The sequence below is a fragment of the Pristimantibacillus sp. Z349TD_6 genome (assembly GCF_056173205.1).
This window is the reverse complement of record NZ_CM149662.1, coordinates 2,188,720-2,206,412: the sequence shown is the minus strand read 5'-3', so window position 1 is coordinate 2,206,412 and position 17,693 is coordinate 2,188,720. Positions and strand designations below refer to the sequence as shown.

16 protein-coding genes are annotated in these 17,693 nt (G+C 46.7%); 2 read left to right on the top strand and 14 right to left on the bottom strand.

All coding sequences use genetic code 11. From position 1 onward, the window contains the following. Window positions 1-321 precede the first annotated feature (321 nt). Entirely contained in the window at window positions 322-891 is a 570-nt protein-coding gene (locus AC0VYE_RS09500; RefSeq protein ID WP_441912575.1) for a copper resistance CopC family protein, read from the top strand. Continuing rightward, the gene (locus AC0VYE_RS09495; RefSeq protein WP_076270821.1) at window positions 891-1,976 is read left to right on the top strand and encodes a copper resistance D family protein; all 1,086 of its coding nucleotides are present in this window, start codon (window positions 891-893) and stop codon (window positions 1,974-1,976) included. Before AC0VYE_RS09500 ends, AC0VYE_RS09495 begins: the two co-directional genes overlap by 1 nt. Window positions 1,977-2,066: 90 nt before the next feature. On the opposite strand, the gene AC0VYE_RS09490 is transcribed toward AC0VYE_RS09495, so the two are convergent. From AC0VYE_RS09490 to secD, 14 genes are all read right to left on the bottom strand, one after another. Next, the gene (locus AC0VYE_RS09490; protein WP_475447422.1) at window positions 2,067-3,374 is read right to left on the bottom strand and encodes a replication-associated recombination protein A; all 1,308 of its coding nucleotides are present in this window, start codon (window positions 3,372-3,374) and stop codon (window positions 2,067-2,069) included. Between the two features lie 193 nt (window positions 3,375-3,567). Further along, complete coding sequence (locus tag AC0VYE_RS09485) at window positions 3,568-4,227, bottom strand: YdeI/OmpD-associated family protein (RefSeq protein WP_475447420.1); 660 nt, start codon at window positions 4,225-4,227, stop codon at window positions 3,568-3,570. After that, window positions 4,224-4,979 carry a tRNA threonylcarbamoyladenosine dehydratase gene (locus AC0VYE_RS09480; protein ID WP_430057769.1) on the bottom strand — a complete coding sequence of 252 codons (756 nt, stop codon included), beginning with the start codon at window positions 4,977-4,979 and terminating at the stop codon, window positions 4,224-4,226. The genes AC0VYE_RS09485 and AC0VYE_RS09480 overlap by 4 nt, the downstream gene beginning before the upstream one ends. Window positions 4,980-5,008: 29 nt before the next feature. Continuing rightward, a complete protein-coding gene (aspS, locus tag AC0VYE_RS09475; protein ID WP_076270824.1) occupies window positions 5,009-6,829 on the bottom strand; it encodes an aspartate--tRNA ligase in 1,821 nt (606 codons plus the stop codon). Window positions 6,830-6,857: 28 nt separating this feature from the next. Then, on the bottom strand, window positions 6,858-8,123 hold the full coding sequence (gene hisS, locus AC0VYE_RS09470) for a histidine--tRNA ligase (protein ID WP_076270825.1): 1,266 nt from the start codon (window positions 8,121-8,123) through the stop codon (window positions 6,858-6,860). Between the two features lie 187 nt (window positions 8,124-8,310). Then, window positions 8,311-8,463: a hypothetical protein gene (locus AC0VYE_RS09465; protein WP_179089913.1), complete on the bottom strand. Its 153-nt coding sequence runs from the start codon at window positions 8,461-8,463 to the stop codon at window positions 8,311-8,313. A 332-nt stretch (window positions 8,464-8,795) separates the two neighbouring features. Next, the gene (locus tag AC0VYE_RS09460) at window positions 8,796-8,966 is read right to left on the bottom strand and encodes a hypothetical protein (protein ID WP_179089914.1); all 171 of its coding nucleotides are present in this window, start codon (window positions 8,964-8,966) and stop codon (window positions 8,796-8,798) included. 92 nt (window positions 8,967-9,058) lie between these two features. After that, window positions 9,059-9,502 carry a D-aminoacyl-tRNA deacylase gene (dtd, locus tag AC0VYE_RS09455; RefSeq protein ID WP_076270826.1) on the bottom strand — a complete coding sequence of 148 codons (444 nt, stop codon included), beginning with the start codon at window positions 9,500-9,502 and terminating at the stop codon, window positions 9,059-9,061. Window positions 9,503-9,556: 54 nt separating this feature from the next. After that, window positions 9,557-11,737 (bottom strand): RelA/SpoT family protein, encoded by a 2,181-nt coding sequence (locus tag AC0VYE_RS09450; RefSeq protein ID WP_076270827.1) that lies wholly within the window; start codon window positions 11,735-11,737, stop codon window positions 9,557-9,559. Window positions 11,738-11,935: 198 nt separating this feature from the next. Further along, window positions 11,936-12,466 (bottom strand): adenine phosphoribosyltransferase, encoded by a 531-nt coding sequence (locus AC0VYE_RS09445; RefSeq protein ID WP_076270828.1) that lies wholly within the window; start codon window positions 12,464-12,466, stop codon window positions 11,936-11,938. A gap of 22 nt (window positions 12,467-12,488) precedes the next feature. Then, a complete protein-coding gene (gene recJ, locus AC0VYE_RS09440) occupies window positions 12,489-14,507 on the bottom strand; it encodes a single-stranded-DNA-specific exonuclease RecJ (protein ID WP_475447416.1) in 2,019 nt (672 codons plus the stop codon). A gap of 32 nt (window positions 14,508-14,539) precedes the next feature. Next, complete coding sequence (locus tag AC0VYE_RS09435; RefSeq protein ID WP_475447414.1) at window positions 14,540-15,457, bottom strand: cation diffusion facilitator family transporter; 918 nt, start codon at window positions 15,455-15,457, stop codon at window positions 14,540-14,542. Window positions 15,458-15,518: 61 nt separating this feature from the next. Further along, window positions 15,519-16,433, bottom strand: coding sequence for a protein translocase subunit SecF (secF, locus tag AC0VYE_RS09430; RefSeq protein WP_475447412.1), 915 nt, complete (start codon window positions 16,431-16,433; stop codon window positions 15,519-15,521). Next, the gene (gene secD / locus AC0VYE_RS09425; RefSeq protein WP_076270831.1) at window positions 16,423-17,655 is read right to left on the bottom strand and encodes a protein translocase subunit SecD; all 1,233 of its coding nucleotides are present in this window, start codon (window positions 17,653-17,655) and stop codon (window positions 16,423-16,425) included. The genes secF and secD overlap by 11 nt, the downstream gene beginning before the upstream one ends. Window positions 17,656-17,693: the final 38 nt, after the last annotated feature.

Genomic DNA, 17,693 nt, shown 5'->3' with positions numbered 1-17,693 from the left:
TTTTGGAACAAAGATACGGCAATCTTTGTGTAGTGTGAGATCTCTCCTAGATGACAAACCGCCGCGTCAAACGGTAAAGCATACGAGCCATACCGCTCTCAAGACTGTAATTATGTCTATTCGCCATAGGCTAGCACTTATACGCAGATTTCCAGTCTTTCTAAGCGTTTTTTATAGGAAACATCAAACGATCTTCAACAAATGTTCACTAAGCCGCAATGAATTGATCATTTTATTTGGCGCAACAGCGAATTGGAATCTGTTATAATGCAATGAGCTTACCAAGTAGGCTCGTTACAAAAATATGTAGGAGGTTTAATAATGAAACGAATATTGCTTATTTTTCTTGCCGCTCTATGGCTCGTTCCGGGCGTAGCGATGGCCCATTCCAAACTAGAAAGCGCGGTGCCTGCGCGAGATGCGACGGTCGCTGCCTCACCAGAGCGTATAGAGATGACATTTAACACAAAGATCGAGAAGCTTAGTAATTTTAAAATATTAAATGCTGCTGGCGAGGAAATGGAAAAAGAAAAGGTCGAGGTTGACGGCATGACGATGACCGGATCAGTTCCTGCTGCTTTGCCTAATGGCATTTATACAGTAAAGTGGGTCATTATCGGAGCGGATGGTCATTCGGTGGAAGGCGATTATTCGTTTACTGTAGAAGCGCCTGTTGTTACTGAACAACCAAGCGAAGAACCAACAGCTACAGCTACTGAAGCACCAGCAGAGACAACGGCTCCTACTCCTTCACCTGATGCTAGCACTAATACTGACGGAGGAAGCAGTGAAGCTACAACTAATGATGCTGGGACAAACTATACTCCTTATGTCGTTATCGGTGTCATTATCGTAGCAGCAGTTCTCTTATTCATGCGGAGGCGCAAATAATGATCTATATCAGCGAAGGCCTTCTATACATTTGCTTCGCCATTTTAACGGGCACCTTTCTATTGCGGCTTGTACCGGAGGACAGAAGGCCTTCCGTTCATGTACCGCATGGCCTGCTGCTCGCATGCGCAGTAGCAATACCGTTCTTATCCTACGTTCCTATTCATAAGCTTGCTATCGTATTTGCCAAAGATTTTGACATGAGCTACGGCGCTATTCTAAAGAGCATCCTGCTCGATGTTAATACAGGCAAAGCGTGGGTTTGGACAACCATCGGATCAGCTGGACTCGCTTTTCTGCTAGGTCTTAAAGCATTCCGGGGCGATAAGCATATGCCTAAGGTAGCTTTGTTTGTTACCTTTTTGCTAATTGTGTGGCTGGGTTATGCAGGACATGCTTCATCCTTGTATGGATTTAAAGGCTTAATTACACATTCTGCTCATTTTCTCGCAGTCAGTGTATGGATCGGCATTTTGTTTGTGATCAGTTGGTTTTCCAAAGATGATGCCAATTGGAACGCATTTCTGCGTTGGTTTTCGCCAGTAGCCATTGTATCTGTTGTTGTAACGCTTCTTGCTGGCATTACGCTTATGTCATTTACAACTCCAGAATATGTAAACTCATGGATGCTTCCCTACGGTCAGATGCTGCTGATTAAACATCTACTGATTTTGCCTCTGCTGCTGTTTGCTTTCTCAAATGGCTTCGGATACAAAAAAATAGCAAAAACCAATCCGAATTTCAATCCAAGACGCTGGCTAAAAGCAGAAAGCTTCATTGCTTTGCTCGTGCTTGCAGCAACAGGTGTGCTTGGTCAACAAGCACCACCGCATAAGGTGAAGGAGACACTGCAATCGGAATCACCTTCTCCATTTTTCACTTCAATTTACAAAGGAAACTTCAGCCCTGACATCAGCTTGAAATTCACGCTGAACATGGAGTGCCTGCTCATGCTTGCGGCAGCTGCACTAATGGCGGTCGGTCTGCTTTGGATGTATCGCGTAAATAAGCTTATGCCAGCTTTTGTAATGGGTATTTTGACAGTGGTATTCGGTTATTTCGGCCTGATGTTTGCGATTGCTTAATAAAAGAAAAACTCTTGCTAATATGGAGGTAAGCTTAGAAATGAGCTTACCTCCATCAAATTAGCAGGAGTTTTTTTATGAATTAACTTATCATTTTCCTTGGCGCTTTTGCTGATTTTGCCTTATTTTATCTTCCATCCCTTGCTCGGTAGCCTTATAAAAGGTCATTCCCCCAAGCGTATTCGGCAAATATTGCTGCTTTACGTAATGGTTCGGAAAATCATGCGGATATTGATACCCTTCGTGACCAAGCTGCTGCGCCCCTTTGTAGTGGGTGTCGCGCAAATGCAGCGGTACCTCTGCACCGCCTGCTCGCTCGATTGCCGCCTCTGCATTGCCGATTGCAATGGCAGTAGCATTCGACTTAGGACTCTCTACCGCGAACAGAATTGCTTGTGAGATGTTATATTTCGCTTCAGGCCAGCCTATCTTATGATAGGCATCCATCGCTGTAACCGCTTGAATCATCGCTTGCGGATTAGCAAGTCCAATATCTTCGCTGCATGCGACAATCAGTCTACGGATAAACGTCATCGGGTCCATTCCCAGCTTCTCCACAGCATATAAAAACCAAAACAACGCTGCGTCGCTTGAACCTCTTACACTTTTGTGAAATGCCGACAGCACATCATATTGTGTAGATAGATCTGCGCGTATGGACGGCTTCCTTATAGACTCTTGAGCCACCTCAAGCGTCAACCGGACAGAACCATCCATCTCAGACGGCGTTGTCACCGCAGCCAGCTCAAGCGCATTAAGCGCCCTGCGGATGTCTCCGCCAGCCATTGCAGCGATATGCCGCAGCGCGTCCTCGTCTACTTGCAAGTCCATAAAGCCTAAACCCCGCTCACGATCGGCTAGTGCTCTTATCATCGCCTCATAGGCGTGCTCCTCGCCAAGCGCTTCTAGCTGGAACAAAGTTGAACGTGACAATAGAGCGCCATTCACATGATGAAATGGATTTTCTGTTGTCGCCCCTATAAAAATAATAATGCCCTGCTCGACAGCAGGAAGCAACGCATCCTGCCTAGCTGTATTAAAGCGATGCACCTCATCTAGAAAAAGCGTCGTCTTCTTGCCGTACATCGCTTTGTTGGTGCGAGCCAGCTCGATAACTTCACGTACATCCTTTACCGAAGCATCTACCGCGTTCAGCTTCACGAACTCGCCTGCTGTCCGCAAAGATATAATATGTGCAAGCGTCGTTTTACCGCAGCCCGGCGGACCATACAACAAAATGGACGACACTTGATCGCCTTCAATAGCCCGCCGCAGCAGCTTACCCGTTCCTACTATATGCTCTTGCCCGATATATTCGTCTAATGTTTGCGGCCGCATGCGATCTGCAAGCAGCCTGGCGCGAGGCGCTTCTTCCTCTTGATATGAAAATAAATCCATTCTGGTCCCCAACCTTCTGCCATCTGTTACTCCGATCATAGCATACAAGCACATTTGTTCGCCAGATCTACACGGAGTTCTGATCTCATCAACGTTTATATCGTGGAATATGGGATGGCTGGTATATAAAAAAATAGCCGATTCTCAGAAAAAGCAAAATCGCTTTCTCTAGAAACGGCTATTTATTTATTGGTTAATTATCGAATGGAGATTTTAAACCTCGCTCCAGCTTATCGATAGTTGCTGCTACTCGTTTCATGCGTGTTTCTTCCCGCTTCGCATCCGTAATCCACTTTACGAAATCACGTCGCTTTGCAGCGGTCAGGCTGCTTTCGAAAAAGGCTGCTGCTGTACTAGATGCCTGTAAAGCTGCTGCTAGATCATCTGGAAAAGGAAGCTCTTCAGCCGACCCAGTAGATGATGTGCTGGAAACGGCTGCTGAGGATGTTCGCCGAGCTTTACTCTTTTGCGCAGCACCTTCTGGACGATAACGCATAGATGACCATGTGCCATCCATCGATATCATAGCGACGCCTTCAACATGAAATGTCAGCATCAGCTTCCAGCCCGTATCTCGGTTGATGTCCGTCTTCACCTTAGACGAGCCCTTGGGATACGTGATCCATAACAATCCATCAGGCTTAACTGCCTGGATAGCTGCTGGTGCATGCTCCGCAAGCTCAGCTAAGCTGTTAACAAATAGAAGCACAAAGTCGTATTGCAAATCTGCATCAATAGCTGCTGATGCTGCTTGTAATCCAAGCTCCTCCAAGTAATGCTCGGAAGGCGGCCTTAGGACAAGCGCCTTCATATCCGGCATCAATCGCAGCTTTTTGACAAGCTCTTCGTTCATACCTCAATGCCGCCAGCAGCAAGCAAATCCTTCACGACGACACTAACCATGATCAGACCCGCTACCGGAGGAACAAATGCATTGCTGGCCGGAGGCTGCTTCGCTTTGCGAATGTCAGGCGCATTCTCGGGAACGATTTTTTTCGTAACATCCTCACGCGGCTTCATTGGCAGCTCCGTTGAGAATACTACCTTAACGCCGCGTTTGATGCCTTCCTTACGAAGTTTAGTACGAATAACCCTTGCTAAAGGATCGGTATGCGTCTGCGAAATATCGACAACCTGAAATTTCGTCGGGTCCATCTTGTTCGCTGCGCCCATACTAGAAATAATCGGAATTTTTCTCTCGAGACATTGCTTGATCAAATGAATCTTATACGAAATCGTATCGGACGCATCCACAACATAATCAAGCGGGTACTCGAAAAACTGTTCAAACGTCTCTTCCGTATAAAACATACGCAGGGCAATGACATCACATTCAGGATTAATCAGCTTAATCCGATCGCGCATAAGCTCTGATTTCACTTGCCCCACTGTCGTTGTGAGCGCATGAATCTGACGATTAACGTTCGTAATATCTACAACGTCCTTGTCAACGAGAATAATACGTCCAACTCCGGTGCGTGCAAGCGCCTCAGCTGCAATGCCGCCAACGCCTCCGATGCCGAGCACGGCAACCGTGCTCCCCTTCATTAGCGCTAGCCCCTCTGGCCCAATAGCCAGCTCTGTTCGTGAAAATTGGTGAAGCATCCGGCCGCCGCCTCCTTCGTATTGATTGCTTATTTTTCGCTAGTTTCTGTTGCTGCATTTGCTGCTGCCGCTGCAACTGGTTGCTTCGGTTTAAGAACTGTACGGATATGCAATTGCTCAAGCTGCGAAAGCTCGACCTCGGACGGCGCATCGCAGAGAAGATCTGTTGCGCTTGCCGTTTTTGGGAATGCAATCGTCTCACGCAAATTCGTGCGGCCTGTAAGCAGCATCACCAGACGGTCGAAACCAAAGGCAATACCACCGTGTGGAGGCGTTCCATATTCAAATGCATCCAGCAAGAAGCCGAATTTCTCTTGTGCTTCTTCCGCGTTAAAGCCAAGCGCTTTGAACATTTGTTCTTGTACCTCACGCTTGTAAATACGCATAGAGCCGCCGCCAACTTCATAACCGTTCAGAACTAGATCGTATGCTTGTGCGCGAATTTGGCCTGGATCCGTATCGAAGAAATGAAGGTCGTCTTCATTTGGACGTGTGAACGGGTGGTGTTCAGCAACATAACGCTTCGCATCCTCATCCCAGCCAAGCAATGGGAAGTCAACAACCCAAGCAAACTTGAATTTCGATTCGTCAATCAGGCCGAGGTCTTTACCAAGCTTAGAGCGCAGGTTGCCAAGTACATCACAAACCACTTTTTTCTTATCTGCAGAGAAAGTTAGCAAATCGCCATCTTCAACTTGCAGACGCTCAGTTAGCGAAGCAATCTCTTCCGGTTTAAGGAATTTAACGATCGGCCCGCGCCATTCGCCATCCTTCACTGTGATCCAAGCTAACCCTTTACCGCCGTAACGAGCAGCGAACGGCTGCAAGTCATCAAGCTCTTTGCGGCTCCAGCTTGCACAGCCCTTAGCGTTCAACGCTTTAACAACGCCGCCGCCTGCTGCAACGCTTGCGAATACTTTTACATCGCTAGTTGAAACGATATCGGTAATATCTTTAATTTCTAGGTCAAAACGAAGGTCCGGTTTGTCGGAGCCGTATTTGTTCATTGCATCTGCATAAGTGATACGTTGGAACGGAAGCTCAAGCTCTACGCCAACTGTTTCTTTCAGAAGCTTAGCTGTCAGCTCTTCCATCATAGCAAGCAATTGATCTTGCGAAAGGAAAGAAGTCTCGATGTCGACTTGCGTGAATTCCGGTTGACGGTCTGCACGAAGATCCTCATCGCGGAAGCAGCGAGCGATTTGGTAGTAGCGTTCAATACCGCCAACCATTAGAAGCTGCTTAAAGATTTGCGGCGATTGCGGCAATGCAAAAAACTCACCTTCATGCACACGGCTTGGCACCAAGTAATCACGCGCGCCTTCAGGCGTGCTTTTCGTTAAAATTGGTGTTTCTACGTCGATAAAGCCTTCTCCGTCTAGGAAATCGCGGAAAACCTTTGCTGCTTTCGAACGAAGCAACAACGTTTTTTGCATTTCTGGACGACGCAGGTCAAGGTAACGATATTTCAAGCGAAGCGACTCGTCTACTTCTACGCCATCCTCAATTGGGAATGGAGGCGTTTTAGCAGCGTTCAACACTTCAATTTTTGTAACACGAACTTCAATTTCACCGGTAGCAAGGTTAGCGTTGTAAGTTTCAGCATCGCGCTCCACTACTGTTCCTTGAATAGCAAGGACGAACTCATTACGAGCACGGTCAGCGATCGCTAGTGCGTCACCTGAGAAATCCGGGTTGAATACCGTTTGTACAATACCAGAACGATCGCGAAGATCGATAAATAGGACACCGCCAAGATCGCGGCGACGTTGTACCCAGCCGTTTAGAATAACTGATTGACCGACGTCCGCTTTCGTTAAGCGGCCGCAGTGATGTGTTTTTAACAACATTGTGTTCATTCTCCTCATTTAGTTAGATTTATTTTTGTGTAGCAAACGAACGACTAATTTCTTCAGCGAGCTTATCCAGTGCAACAACACGCTGTTCGCCTTTTGTCATGTCTTTCAAGGAAATCTCGCCGCGCTCAAGCTCATCGTCGCCTAGTATAGCGGTAAAACGAGCTTGAAGACGGTCTGCCGACTTCATTTGCGCCTTCATTTTACGACCAAGATAATCGCGCTCTGCACGTATGCCTTGCTGTCTTAGCTGGTAAACGAGCTTAGTTACCTCACGCTCTGCAGCTTCGCCAAGCGCAACCACATACACATCGATTTGATTAAAAACCGGCAATTCTGTTTCTTGATGCTGAAGCAGCAAAATCGTTCTTTCAAGACCTAAACCAAGACCGACACCCGGCTGATCAGGACCGCCGATTTCCGATACTAGGCCGTTATAGCGACCGCCGCCGCCGACAGTATCGATCGTACCGATACCCTCTGCCTTATATTCGAAGGCCGTATGGGTATAGTAGTCGAGTCCGCGAACGAGGCGATGATTGATTTCATAAGGAATGCCCATGTCGCTCAAATACATTTTTACTTTATCAAAGTGAATTTGGCATTCCTCGTCCAGGCTGTCCAAAATAGACGGCGCATCCGTAAAATGCTCTTGATCGACCTTGCAATCAAGCACGCGCAGCGGATTGCGATCCATCCGTGATTGGCAATCCTTGCAGAGCAGCTCACGCTTAGGCTCTAAGAAAGCAAGCAGACGCTCGCGGAACACCGCACGTACAGCCGGTGTGCCGACGGAATTAATTTCTACGCGTACGCCTTTTAGACCCACCTCTGTATAAAAGGTATAGCCAAGTGCAATGACTTCTGCGTCTATAGCAGGATCAACCGAACCGATAGCCTCAACGCCAAATTGATGCAGCTGGCGATAACGGCCTGCCTGCGGGCGCTCATAACGGAACATCGGACCGATATAATACAATTTAGACACGTCTGGCTCGCCGTACAGCTTGTTCTCTACGTAAGACCTTACAACGCCTGCAGTTCCTTCCGGACGAAGCGTCAGACTGCGATTGCCGCGGTCTGTGAAGGTATACATTTCTTTCTCAACGATGTCGGTCGTTTCACCGACGCCCCGTTGAAACAGCTCAGTGGATTCAAATATCGGCGTACGAATTTCCCGGAAATTATAACGCTGACAAATATCCCGAGCCTTCTGCTCCACATACTGCCATCTCTCTACCGCGCCAGGCAAAATATCCTGTGTGCCCGGCATTTTCTGAAATGCCATTGAATAACCCCTCCTGCCCTCATAATAAACGGGTTAAATTTCGGAAAACGCAAAAAACTCCCGTTCCTAATAGCTTGCGCCATAAGGGACGAGAGTGAATCTCCCGTGGTACCACCCACATTTCGAGCCTGCATCCTATGCGTTCGGCTCGCTCAAAGACGGTTAACGTCCGTCATCCGCAGTCCAGCTACTGTGCGTTAGCTGCAAGCCTAATTGCTTGCTGCCATCTGCCGTTCACCGTCTGTTCTCCGGGAAGTCTGTTCATTCTGCCAATATAAGGACGCTTGCAGCCAAGTGACGTCCCTCTCTGAATATAAGGCGTAGAATTACTTTGTCCCATCAACGAATCCATATCTATACTGAGGACTAATTTTACCTCTGACTAAGATTAAAGTCAAGATCGAACTGCCCAAGCAACGCCATCCAGTTTAAAATAGGCAGAAAAAAACCTACAAAACGTATTTGTAGGTCCAAAAGTAAAATATATTTTAAAAAGGGGGTCGAGTTCTATTATAGGTCAATGATATTAAAAAAAAGTTAGAGATTGATTACAGTAATATTACAATTTCGAAAGCGTTTTAATGGAGACTTTGTATAAATGCCCTTTTCTCCAGCTGTTTATTTCAAAAGATAACCGCCCGAGCTCTCGGCTTGGGCGGCGGTATGCTTATGCTATAGTTGACCCGAATTATCGCGGCGCGGGTGCTGCGGGAAACCCGCCCATTCCTCCGCTGCTTCCATATCTTCCTCAAGCTCTGCAAAAATTTTAGCTTCTCTGCGATCGGAATGAAGCAGTCTGCGAGATGCTCGTTCCATCCCTTGTTCCTTGCGTGATTGGTGCATTCGCGGTTTACCTCCAATATGGCATACTGCTTGTACAAGCTTCTTATGATGCGTGCACAGCCTACACTATATTGTTTCCCGCGTTGCCTTAGTTAAATACGGCTATCCAAAATTAACGTTATAGGCCCGGAATTCACGAGCTCCACGTCCATCATCGCACCAAAGCGCCCCGTTTCCACGACCAATCCGGTGGAACGAAGCGTCTCATTAAACAAATCATACAGCTGCTCTGCTTGCTCGGGTCTGGCGGCTGCCATGAAGTTAGGGCGTCTGCCTTTACGGCAGTCTCCATACAGTGTGAACTGTGAGACCGAAAGCAGCTGCCCGCCAACATCTGAAATAGAATGATTCATTTTACCTGACTCATCCTCAAAGATACGCAGGTTAGCTACCTTATCAGCCATCCATTTGACATCTGCTTCTGTGTCCTCATGCGTCATGCCTACAAGAAGCACAAGCCCCGAGTCAATTGAACCTACTGTTTCACCCTCAATGACTACCTTTGCTTGTTTACTGCGTTGAACGACAACCTTCACTGCTTAAAAACCTCCGATATTCGTTTTGATCTCAATGCGGCAAGAGCAAAACGATTATTGCATAATCCGTTGAACAGAATAAATATCCTGCACTCGTTTGATCTTCTCAACGACCGAAGTAAGGTGCTCGACATTGCGGATAAGCACCGTCATATGAATATGCGACATTTTGTTTTTTACAGAACGTCCGGTTACAGCTGAAATGTTCGTCTTGCTTTCGGATACAGCCTGCAACACTTCATTCAGAAGGCCTCTGCGATCGTGTCCGGTTATTTCGATATCGACGCTGTAATTGGCATCGATATTATCTTCCCACTCTACCTCTATTACGCGTTCGCCCTCTTCGCCCTGATCGCCGAAAGGAATGTTCAAACAATCCATTCGGTGGACTGAAACGCCGCGACCGCGAGTAATGTAACCAATAATGGCATCTCCCGGAACAGGATTGCAGCAGCGTGCAAAACGAACGAGCAAATTGTCGATGCCCTTCACAGTCACGCCTTGATTCGGACGTGATTTACGATTGCCCGGCGATTTTATTTCCTTGATTTCGCTTGTAAGCTCAATCTGGCTTGCCAGCTCGGCCTCTCTGCGCATCTTTTCAGTAAGTTTCGTGCAAATTTGTGCAGCCGTAATTCCACCAAAGCCGATAGCGGACATCATATCCTCAATATCGTTAAATGCAAACTTCGCGGCAGCCTCCTGCAGCTTATCTTCCTGCAGCCATGCGGAAGGCTCAAGCCCCAAACGCTTCAGCTCACGCTCAAGCAGGTCCTTGCCTTTTGCTACATTTTCTTCGCGACGCTCTTTCTTGAACCATTGCCGAATTTTGCTTCTAGCATGTGAGGACTGCGCAATTTTCACCCAATCCTGACTTGGTCCATAAGAATGCTTCGACGTTAATATTTCAACGATATCTCCGGTTTTGAGCTTATGGTCAAGCGGCACAATTCGACCGTTCAGCTTCGCGCCAATCGTTCGATTGCCCACTTCCGTATGAATCCGGTAGGCGAAATCAAGTGGTACAGAACCAGCTGGCAGTTCAATGACTTCACCGCTAGGCGTAAATACAAATACGAGATCGGCAAAGAAGTCCATTTTTAGCGACTCCATAAACTCCGACGCATCGCGCGCTTCATGCTGAAGCTCTAATATTTCTCGGAACCATGACATTTTATCTTCAAAGTTGCCGCCTGGTACAAGCGAACCCTCTTTGTAAGCCCAATGTGCCGCAATTCCGTATTCTGAGGTGCGATGCATTTCCCAAGTACGAATCTGTACCTCTGTAGGCTCTCCATTTGGCCCTATAACGGTCGTATGCAGCGATTGATACATATTCGCCTTCGGCATCGCGATATAGTCCTTAAAACGGCCAGGCATCGGTTTCCAGAGCGTATGAATAATTCCGAGCGTAGCATAGCAGTCCTTAATATTATCAACGATTATACGAATAGCAAGCAGATCATAAATCTCCGTAAACTGCTTGTTGCGATCAGTCATTTTTTTGTAAATGCTGTACAAATGCTTAGGGCGACCAGAAATATCACCTTCAATACCCATTTCTTCGAGCTTCTCGGTAATCCGGGAGATGACATCGTCAATAAACTGCTCGCGTTCCGCACGCTTCTTCTTCATGAGATTGGCGATACGGTAATATTGCTGCGGGTTCAAATAACGAAGCGCAATATCTTCCATTTCCCATTTGATAGCTGAAATACCGAGGCGATGAGCAATCGGACAAAATATTTCCAACGTTTCATAAGCGATACGACGCTGCGCTTCTTCCGATTGGAACTTCAGCGTGCGCATGTTATGAAGACGGTCAGCCAATTTTATTAAAATGACGCGAATGTCCTGAGCCATGGCGACAAACATTTTACGATAGTTTTCGTTTTGCTGCTCTTCTTTAGAACGAAATTGAATTTTTTCGAGCTTCGTTAGACCGTCTACCAGCATCGCACAGGTTTCGCCAAATTTCGCACGCACCGTCTGCAAATCAACAGTTGTATCCTCAACGACATCATGGAGCAATGCTGCGATAATGGACAGCACGTCCATTTGCATATCAACAAGAATATCCGCCACCGCTACGGGGTGCAGAATATATGGCTCTCCCGATTTCCGTACTTGTCCGTGATGGGCTTGCTCCGCAAAGTCATAGGCTTCCTGGATGCGTATAAGGTCCTGCTCTTTCATATAGGCGGATGCCTTCTCGAGTAAATGCTCAATGCCCATGAAACGTCCCTTTCTGATTACACTCCTGGCGGATCCCATTCATGCGTTTTCCGAGTTTTTATAATATTATGCCTGTAATCACAGTACCGCGTCAACTACCAGAGACCTCCAGCAATAAAATAAAACCGCCTGACCTTCTCGCAAAATGCGAATAAGGGGGATAGGCGGTCATTTTATAGAGCAATCTTGCTGCTTGAATTATGAGTAAGTCATTAGTGAGAATACATCGATTCCTTTAAGCTTCTCACGGCCAGTTAAGTATGCAAGTTCAATTAGAAAAGCTGCGCCTACTACTTCACCGCCAAGCTGCTCAATCAAATTGATTGATGTTGCGATCGTTCCGCCTGTTGCAAGCAGATCGTCAGCAATGAGTACGCGTTGGCCCGGTGTGATTGCATCCTTGTGCATAGCCAGTTTATCCTGTCCATACTCCAAGTCGTAGCTTGCTGTAATCGTCTCGCCTGGCAGCTTGCCGCTTTTGCGAATCGGAGCAAAACCTACGCCTAGCGCAATCGCCAGCGGTGCGCCTACTACGAAGCCGCGAGCTTCTGGTCCTGCAATGACATCAATTTTCATATCCTGAACGGCAACTCGCATCTCTTCAATCGCAGCACGATATGCTCCTCCATCTTTCAGAAGCGTCGTAATATCTTTGAAACGGATACCTGGTTGCGGGAAATCAGGAATTACCCGGATGTAATCTTTGAAGTTGTATTGTGTGTTGGACACTTGAGGTCAACCCTTTCCATTTCTAACTATTCATTATCATTTGTGTTGCTTCAAATTGTGCTTTTGCTTCTCGGTAACGTTCAGAAGTAGCTAAATCACGTTTCTGAGGTGAGGCTGCTGCATGCATCAAACCATTGTCTCGGTTAATAAATTGCAGCTCCTCGAATACTGCCAGCATAAGCTCAACCGTCTCTAAGGATAAACCACTTTGCTTCGATAAGCGAGCATTTAATCCTTGAAGCGGAACTTGCCCCAGCTGTTTCAACAGTTGATACACTTTGCCGAATTGCTCTCGCTCTGGAAATTCAACAGCTGCAGGATCAAAATGCACATCATGCAGTTGAAGCTGAGGTTTGCGCTGTCCATTCCACTCATTAACAGATAATTCGCCGACAACATCAATTTTGCTGCCTGGCTTTAATCCTTCTGCTAGCATTCCCATACTGAAGCCGATACCGTCTAATAGACGACGGCCGCTTCCAAGCGATAGCTTTAAGTGTCTAGACTCCTTGCCTATCTTACGACGATCTGCAAGCTCCGTCTTCTGAAACAGCAATCTTGGCGATGGATTTCCCATCCCGAACGGCTCAAGCTGTGAAAGCTCGGTAATCGTATCGAGAGTGGCTTCGCTAACCGAGCATACAAGATCAACAGACGTTTTGGGAATCCAATCGTCAGCGCTCAGCCATTCAGCAGCCAGCTCGCCAAGTTTCTGTTCAAATTCAGATAGTCGATCGCGATGAAGACTCATTCCAGCAGCGGCCTGGTGTCCTCCGTAATGATCGAGCAGCTCGTCGCAAGCTGTAAGGGCTGCATGCAGGTCGAAGCCTTCTATGGAGCGCGCAGAGCCTTTACACATCCCTGTCTGCTCATCTATCCCAAGTATAATAACAGGCTTATAATTGCGTTCAAGCAGTTTGGAGGCAACGATACCGATGACGCCAACGTTCCAGCCTTCACCTGAGAGCACAATGACTGGCGGAGGTGCTGCATTCGCGGCTGCAGCATCGTCGCATTTGGTCTGCCACTGCAGCTCGGCTTCCTTCACGATACTCTCCACTACGCGCTGCCGTTCTTTATTTAAACTGTCCAATCCGATTGCAGTCAAAATCGCATTGTCATAATCGTCGGTTGTGAGCAGTTCGACTGCACGTTTCGCATGATCGAGCCTTCCAGCTGCATTAATGCGAGGCGCCATTCCAAAAGCAATGCCTGTCGCAGTAATACTGTCCAGCTCAATGCCGCCAGCCTCTGCCAGCGCTCGGAAGCCTACTCCTGCGTGATTTTTCAATCGTTCTAAGCCGCAGCGAACAAAAATACGATTCTCGTCTTTAAGAGGCATTAAATCCGCTACTGTTCCAAGACTCACAATGTCGGCCCACTCAAGCGGAGGACGTTCTAATAGCGCATGCGCCAGCTTGAATGCAACGCCTACGCCTGCAAGTCCTTTGAACGGATAAGCGCAGCCTTCTTGCTTCGGATTAACGACTGCTGCAGCATTTGGGATTTGCTCTGGCGGCTCGTGATGATCAGTAACAACGACATCAATCCCGAGCTGCTTCGCATAATCAATTTCTTCAACAGCGCTGATGCCCGTATCAACCGTAACAATTAAACCGATGCCCTCTTCAGCAGCCAGCTCAATCGCTTTTTTGTTTAATCCGTAACCTTCCAAAGCACGATGAGGAATATAATAATCAAATTCATAATTTAATGATCGAAATAAATGTACCAATAAAGATGTGCTTGAAACACCGTCCGCATCGTAATCACCATATATCCTTATTTTCTCATTGCTTGCTGCCGCTCGCTTTATTCGTGCAACGGCAGCCTCCATTCCAAGCAATAAATAGGGATCATGAAAATGCTCCACTCCGCCTCGCAAAAAACGTTCAGCCGCTTCGGTATCATCAAAGCCGCGCTGCACAAGAAGTCTCGCTACAAGCGGCGGCAAACTCAGATTCGCTGCCAAATCCTTCGCTTTTGCTTCGTCGTCAGCAGACCATGGCGCTACAGCCCATCTTGTCTTCCTTTGAATCATGCTGCTTGCTCCTCTCCTGCTGTTTGCTGTTCTTATTGCAGCAGTGTCGGCATCTGCTCCTGATTCGGATCATGATTAGACTTATAAGGATAACCAGGATCATAAGGCTCAACGAAAATCGATACATCCGTGACATGTATAAAACGTTTCATGACGAGCTGCTTTACCCTTTTGGCAATCTCTTGACCCTCAAGAACAGAAATGCGTGGATTTACACTAATAACCATTTCTGCAATGACATAATGACCATGCTCTTTCGCTCGCAAGGTTTGCACAGTAATGACTCCATCAACACGTTGAATAAGCTGCATCAGCTCATCCGGATTTTCCTCTGAAGTCTTGCTATGTTCATCTTTTCGCATAAAGACTGTAGCCATTCTGTAGCCGTTTACGATAACAATGACCGCAATAACGATCGCTGCCGCCGGGTCAAAATAATAGAGCACCGGCACATTCAGCATTTTACCAATAATCGCTCCGCTTGCGCCAACTAATGCTGCGACTGAACAATAAAGGCCTGTCATTCGATCCTTCGATGGAAAAAACAGCTGCTGAACGATTAGAGCAAGCGCGATGGCCACTGCCGCACTCCAGTGCGGAGCGCTCGTTACACGATCAGAAAGGTCTCTAATGGCAGATATACCGATTTCGAGCCCAACGATGAGAAGGACGACTGACAACAATATCGTTGTCGCCGTCTCTCCTCTTAAATCTACTGGTACCGTTTTGGCACCCGGGTTTGCCATTTTTCGCTGCCGGCTTGCCCTCAAACCTGAAAGGGCAACAACTCCTGCAGCGACCTCAGCCGCTGTTCGAAATGCATCCGCGAGCAGCGCTTTGCTTCCTGACAACCATCCTATTACACCTTTAAATAGAGCCAGCAGCATGTTTCCCCATAAGCCGGCCCAGCTTGCGGACTCTGCTTTTACATATCGCTGTGTGGTTGACATTTATACCTCCTAAAGGTTTTGCGCATGCAAAACCACTTCGTAAGCATTCAACTGCTTATTATTAAGCTGTTTTCTTAACAACAGCCTTTGGCTTTTGTCTGCCTTTTAGCATTAGCCATAGCGGGCTCGCGATACAAATGGACGAGTACGCACCGCTTGTAAGACCAATGATTTTTGCAAGGGCAAATAGCTTGATTGACTCGCTTCCGAAGATGAACAAACATACTGCAACGATAAGCACTGCTAATACAGTATAGATATTACGCGCCATTGTTTGCCAGATACTTGCGTTAACCATCTCAGCGAGCTGCTCACGGTTTTTATATTGACCAAACCGAAGATTTTCACGAATCCGGTCAAAAATAACGATTTTATCATTGATAGAATAACCGATAGTGGTCAATACCGCCGCAATAAACGGAAGATCAACTTCCAGACGGAATATCGAGAACAACGCGACAACGACAAAAGCATCATACAAAATCGCTATGTTCGCAGCTAGTGCGAAGCGCCATTCAAAACGAATCATGACATAAATCATAATGGCTACGCTGGCAATCAGTACTGCCCAGATCGTTTTGATCCCAAGCTCCTGCGCCATGTCCGGCGATACGACGTTAACCTCAGCCGATACTTGATCACCATACTTCGCTTTAAATAAGTCTTGAATTTCAGTAATTTTGGCTTGTGTAAGCACTTCGTCAAAACGAGCCGTTACACGTTCTTCACCTGTACCGCCAACTGTAGGCGTGATGCCTTCGATTCCTGCTTTCACAAGAATTTCTTTCGCATCCTGCTGGGTTACTGCTTTGCCTACTGAAATATCCATATTCGTACCGGCCTTGAAATCAACACCGAAATTAAGGCTGAAAAAAAGCAAAGACAAGATGCCGATTACGGTTAACGTGATCGAGAACAGAAAGAACTTATTGCGGTTCCCGATGAAATCATAACGAATTTTTGTATTAAAGTTCACGGATTTCTGCCTCCTTCACACCATAGTAGCTTGGTTTTGTAAACAGGTTGCTCTTAATAAGGAGCATAATTAAAAAGCGGGACAAGAAGATGTTTGTAAGCATACTTACCAAAATACTGAAAATCATCGTTAATGCAAAACCACGAATCGCTCCGTTACCGATAAAGTACAATACTGCACTTGAAATGATGTTCGTAATGTTCGCATCCATAATGGTACGGAATGAGTTTTTCGATCCAGCTTTAAGCGATGAAAGCAAGCTTTTCCCGCTTCGAATCTCTTCCTTAATCCGCTCATACATGATGATATTCGCATCGACCGCCATACCTATACCAAGCACAAAGGCGGCTATACCTGGGAGTGTTAGGGTCGCATTCATTAAATTAAATACTACGATCAAGAGCCAAGTATAAGTAATTACTGTAATACCAGCTACAATGCCTGGAATACGGAACAAAATAACAAGGAATATCAAAATAATGACTGTTCCGATAACACCCGCCTCAACGGTGTCTTTCAAGGAAGCTAGTCCTAGTTTAGCGCCAACGCTTTGCGTATATTTCTCAGTGAGCTTGAGAGGCAATGCGCCGAGGTTAATCATATCGGCCATTTCTCTCGCTTCATTTACGGTATATTCACCTGTAATTGTCGCTGATCCACCTGAAATCGGTTCTCTTACGGATGGTCTGGAAAGCTCTTTATCATCGAGATAGATCGCTAAGTACGAACCGATCAACCGTGTCGTAATTTCCTCGAATTTTTTCGCATCCTTAAGTTCGATCGTAACAAAAGGTTTGCTTAAGTTGTCATAACCAACACCTGCGCCATTTTGCTTAAAATCGCTGCCGTCCAGCTCGATCTTGCCGTCAGGTCCGCGGAACGTTAAATTAATTGGTTTGGCAAGAATCTCTCTTACTTCATTCTCGTTCGCAACTCCTGCAAGTCTCAAACGAATACGGTTTGAGCCTTCAGTTGTAATTTCCGGCTCCACAATACCGAGCTCGTCAATCCGTTTTTCCAAACTTTTAGCCGTTTCCTTTAGTGATTGCGGTGTTACAGCTTCTCCACCTTCAAGCGGCGTAGCTTCGTACAAAACCTCAAATCCGCCTTTCAAATCAAGGCCTAGCCTTACGTCTTTCACTAGCGATGGGCTTGTCCAAGCGATAACGCCAAACATAATGACTACGATCGCAAGGAAGGCAATTATTCTCTTCCCGAACATACGTCTAAATCCCCCTTATGATCTCAATATTCCTATTA

Coding starts and splice junctions, on each gene's coding strand:
- AC0VYE_RS09500 (WP_441912575.1), top strand. CDS start 322: ATGAAACGAATATTGCTTATTTTTCTTGCCGCTCTATGGCTCGTTCCG.
- AC0VYE_RS09495 (WP_076270821.1), top strand. CDS start 891: ATGATCTATATCAGCGAAGGCCTTCTATACATTTGCTTCGCCATTTTA.
- AC0VYE_RS09490 (WP_475447422.1), bottom strand. CDS start 3,374: ATGGATTTATTTTCATATCAAGAGGAAGAAGCGCCTCGCGCCAGGCTG.
- AC0VYE_RS09485 (WP_475447420.1), bottom strand. CDS start 4,227: ATGAACGAAGAGCTTGTCAAAAAGCTGCGATTGATGCCGGATATGAAG.
- AC0VYE_RS09480 (WP_430057769.1), bottom strand. CDS start 4,979: ATGCTTCACCAATTTTCACGAACAGAGCTGGCTATTGGGCCAGAGGGG.
- aspS (WP_076270824.1), bottom strand. CDS start 6,829: ATGTTGTTAAAAACACATCACTGCGGCCGCTTAACGAAAGCGGACGTC.
- hisS (WP_076270825.1), bottom strand. CDS start 8,123: ATGGCATTTCAGAAAATGCCGGGCACACAGGATATTTTGCCTGGCGCG.
- AC0VYE_RS09465 (WP_179089913.1), bottom strand. CDS start 8,463: ATGGGACAAAGTAATTCTACGCCTTATATTCAGAGAGGGACGTCACTT.
- AC0VYE_RS09460 (WP_179089914.1), bottom strand. CDS start 8,966: ATGCACCAATCACGCAAGGAACAAGGGATGGAACGAGCATCTCGCAGA.
- AC0VYE_RS09450 (WP_076270827.1), bottom strand. CDS start 11,737: ATGGGCATTGAGCATTTACTCGAGAAGGCATCCGCCTATATGAAAGAG.
- recJ (WP_475447416.1), bottom strand. CDS start 14,507: ATGATTCAAAGGAAGACAAGATGGGCTGTAGCGCCATGGTCTGCTGAC.
- AC0VYE_RS09435 (WP_475447414.1), bottom strand. CDS start 15,457: ATGTCAACCACACAGCGATATGTAAAAGCAGAGTCCGCAAGCTGGGCC.
- secD (WP_076270831.1), bottom strand. CDS start 17,655: ATGTTCGGGAAGAGAATAATTGCCTTCCTTGCGATCGTAGTCATTATG.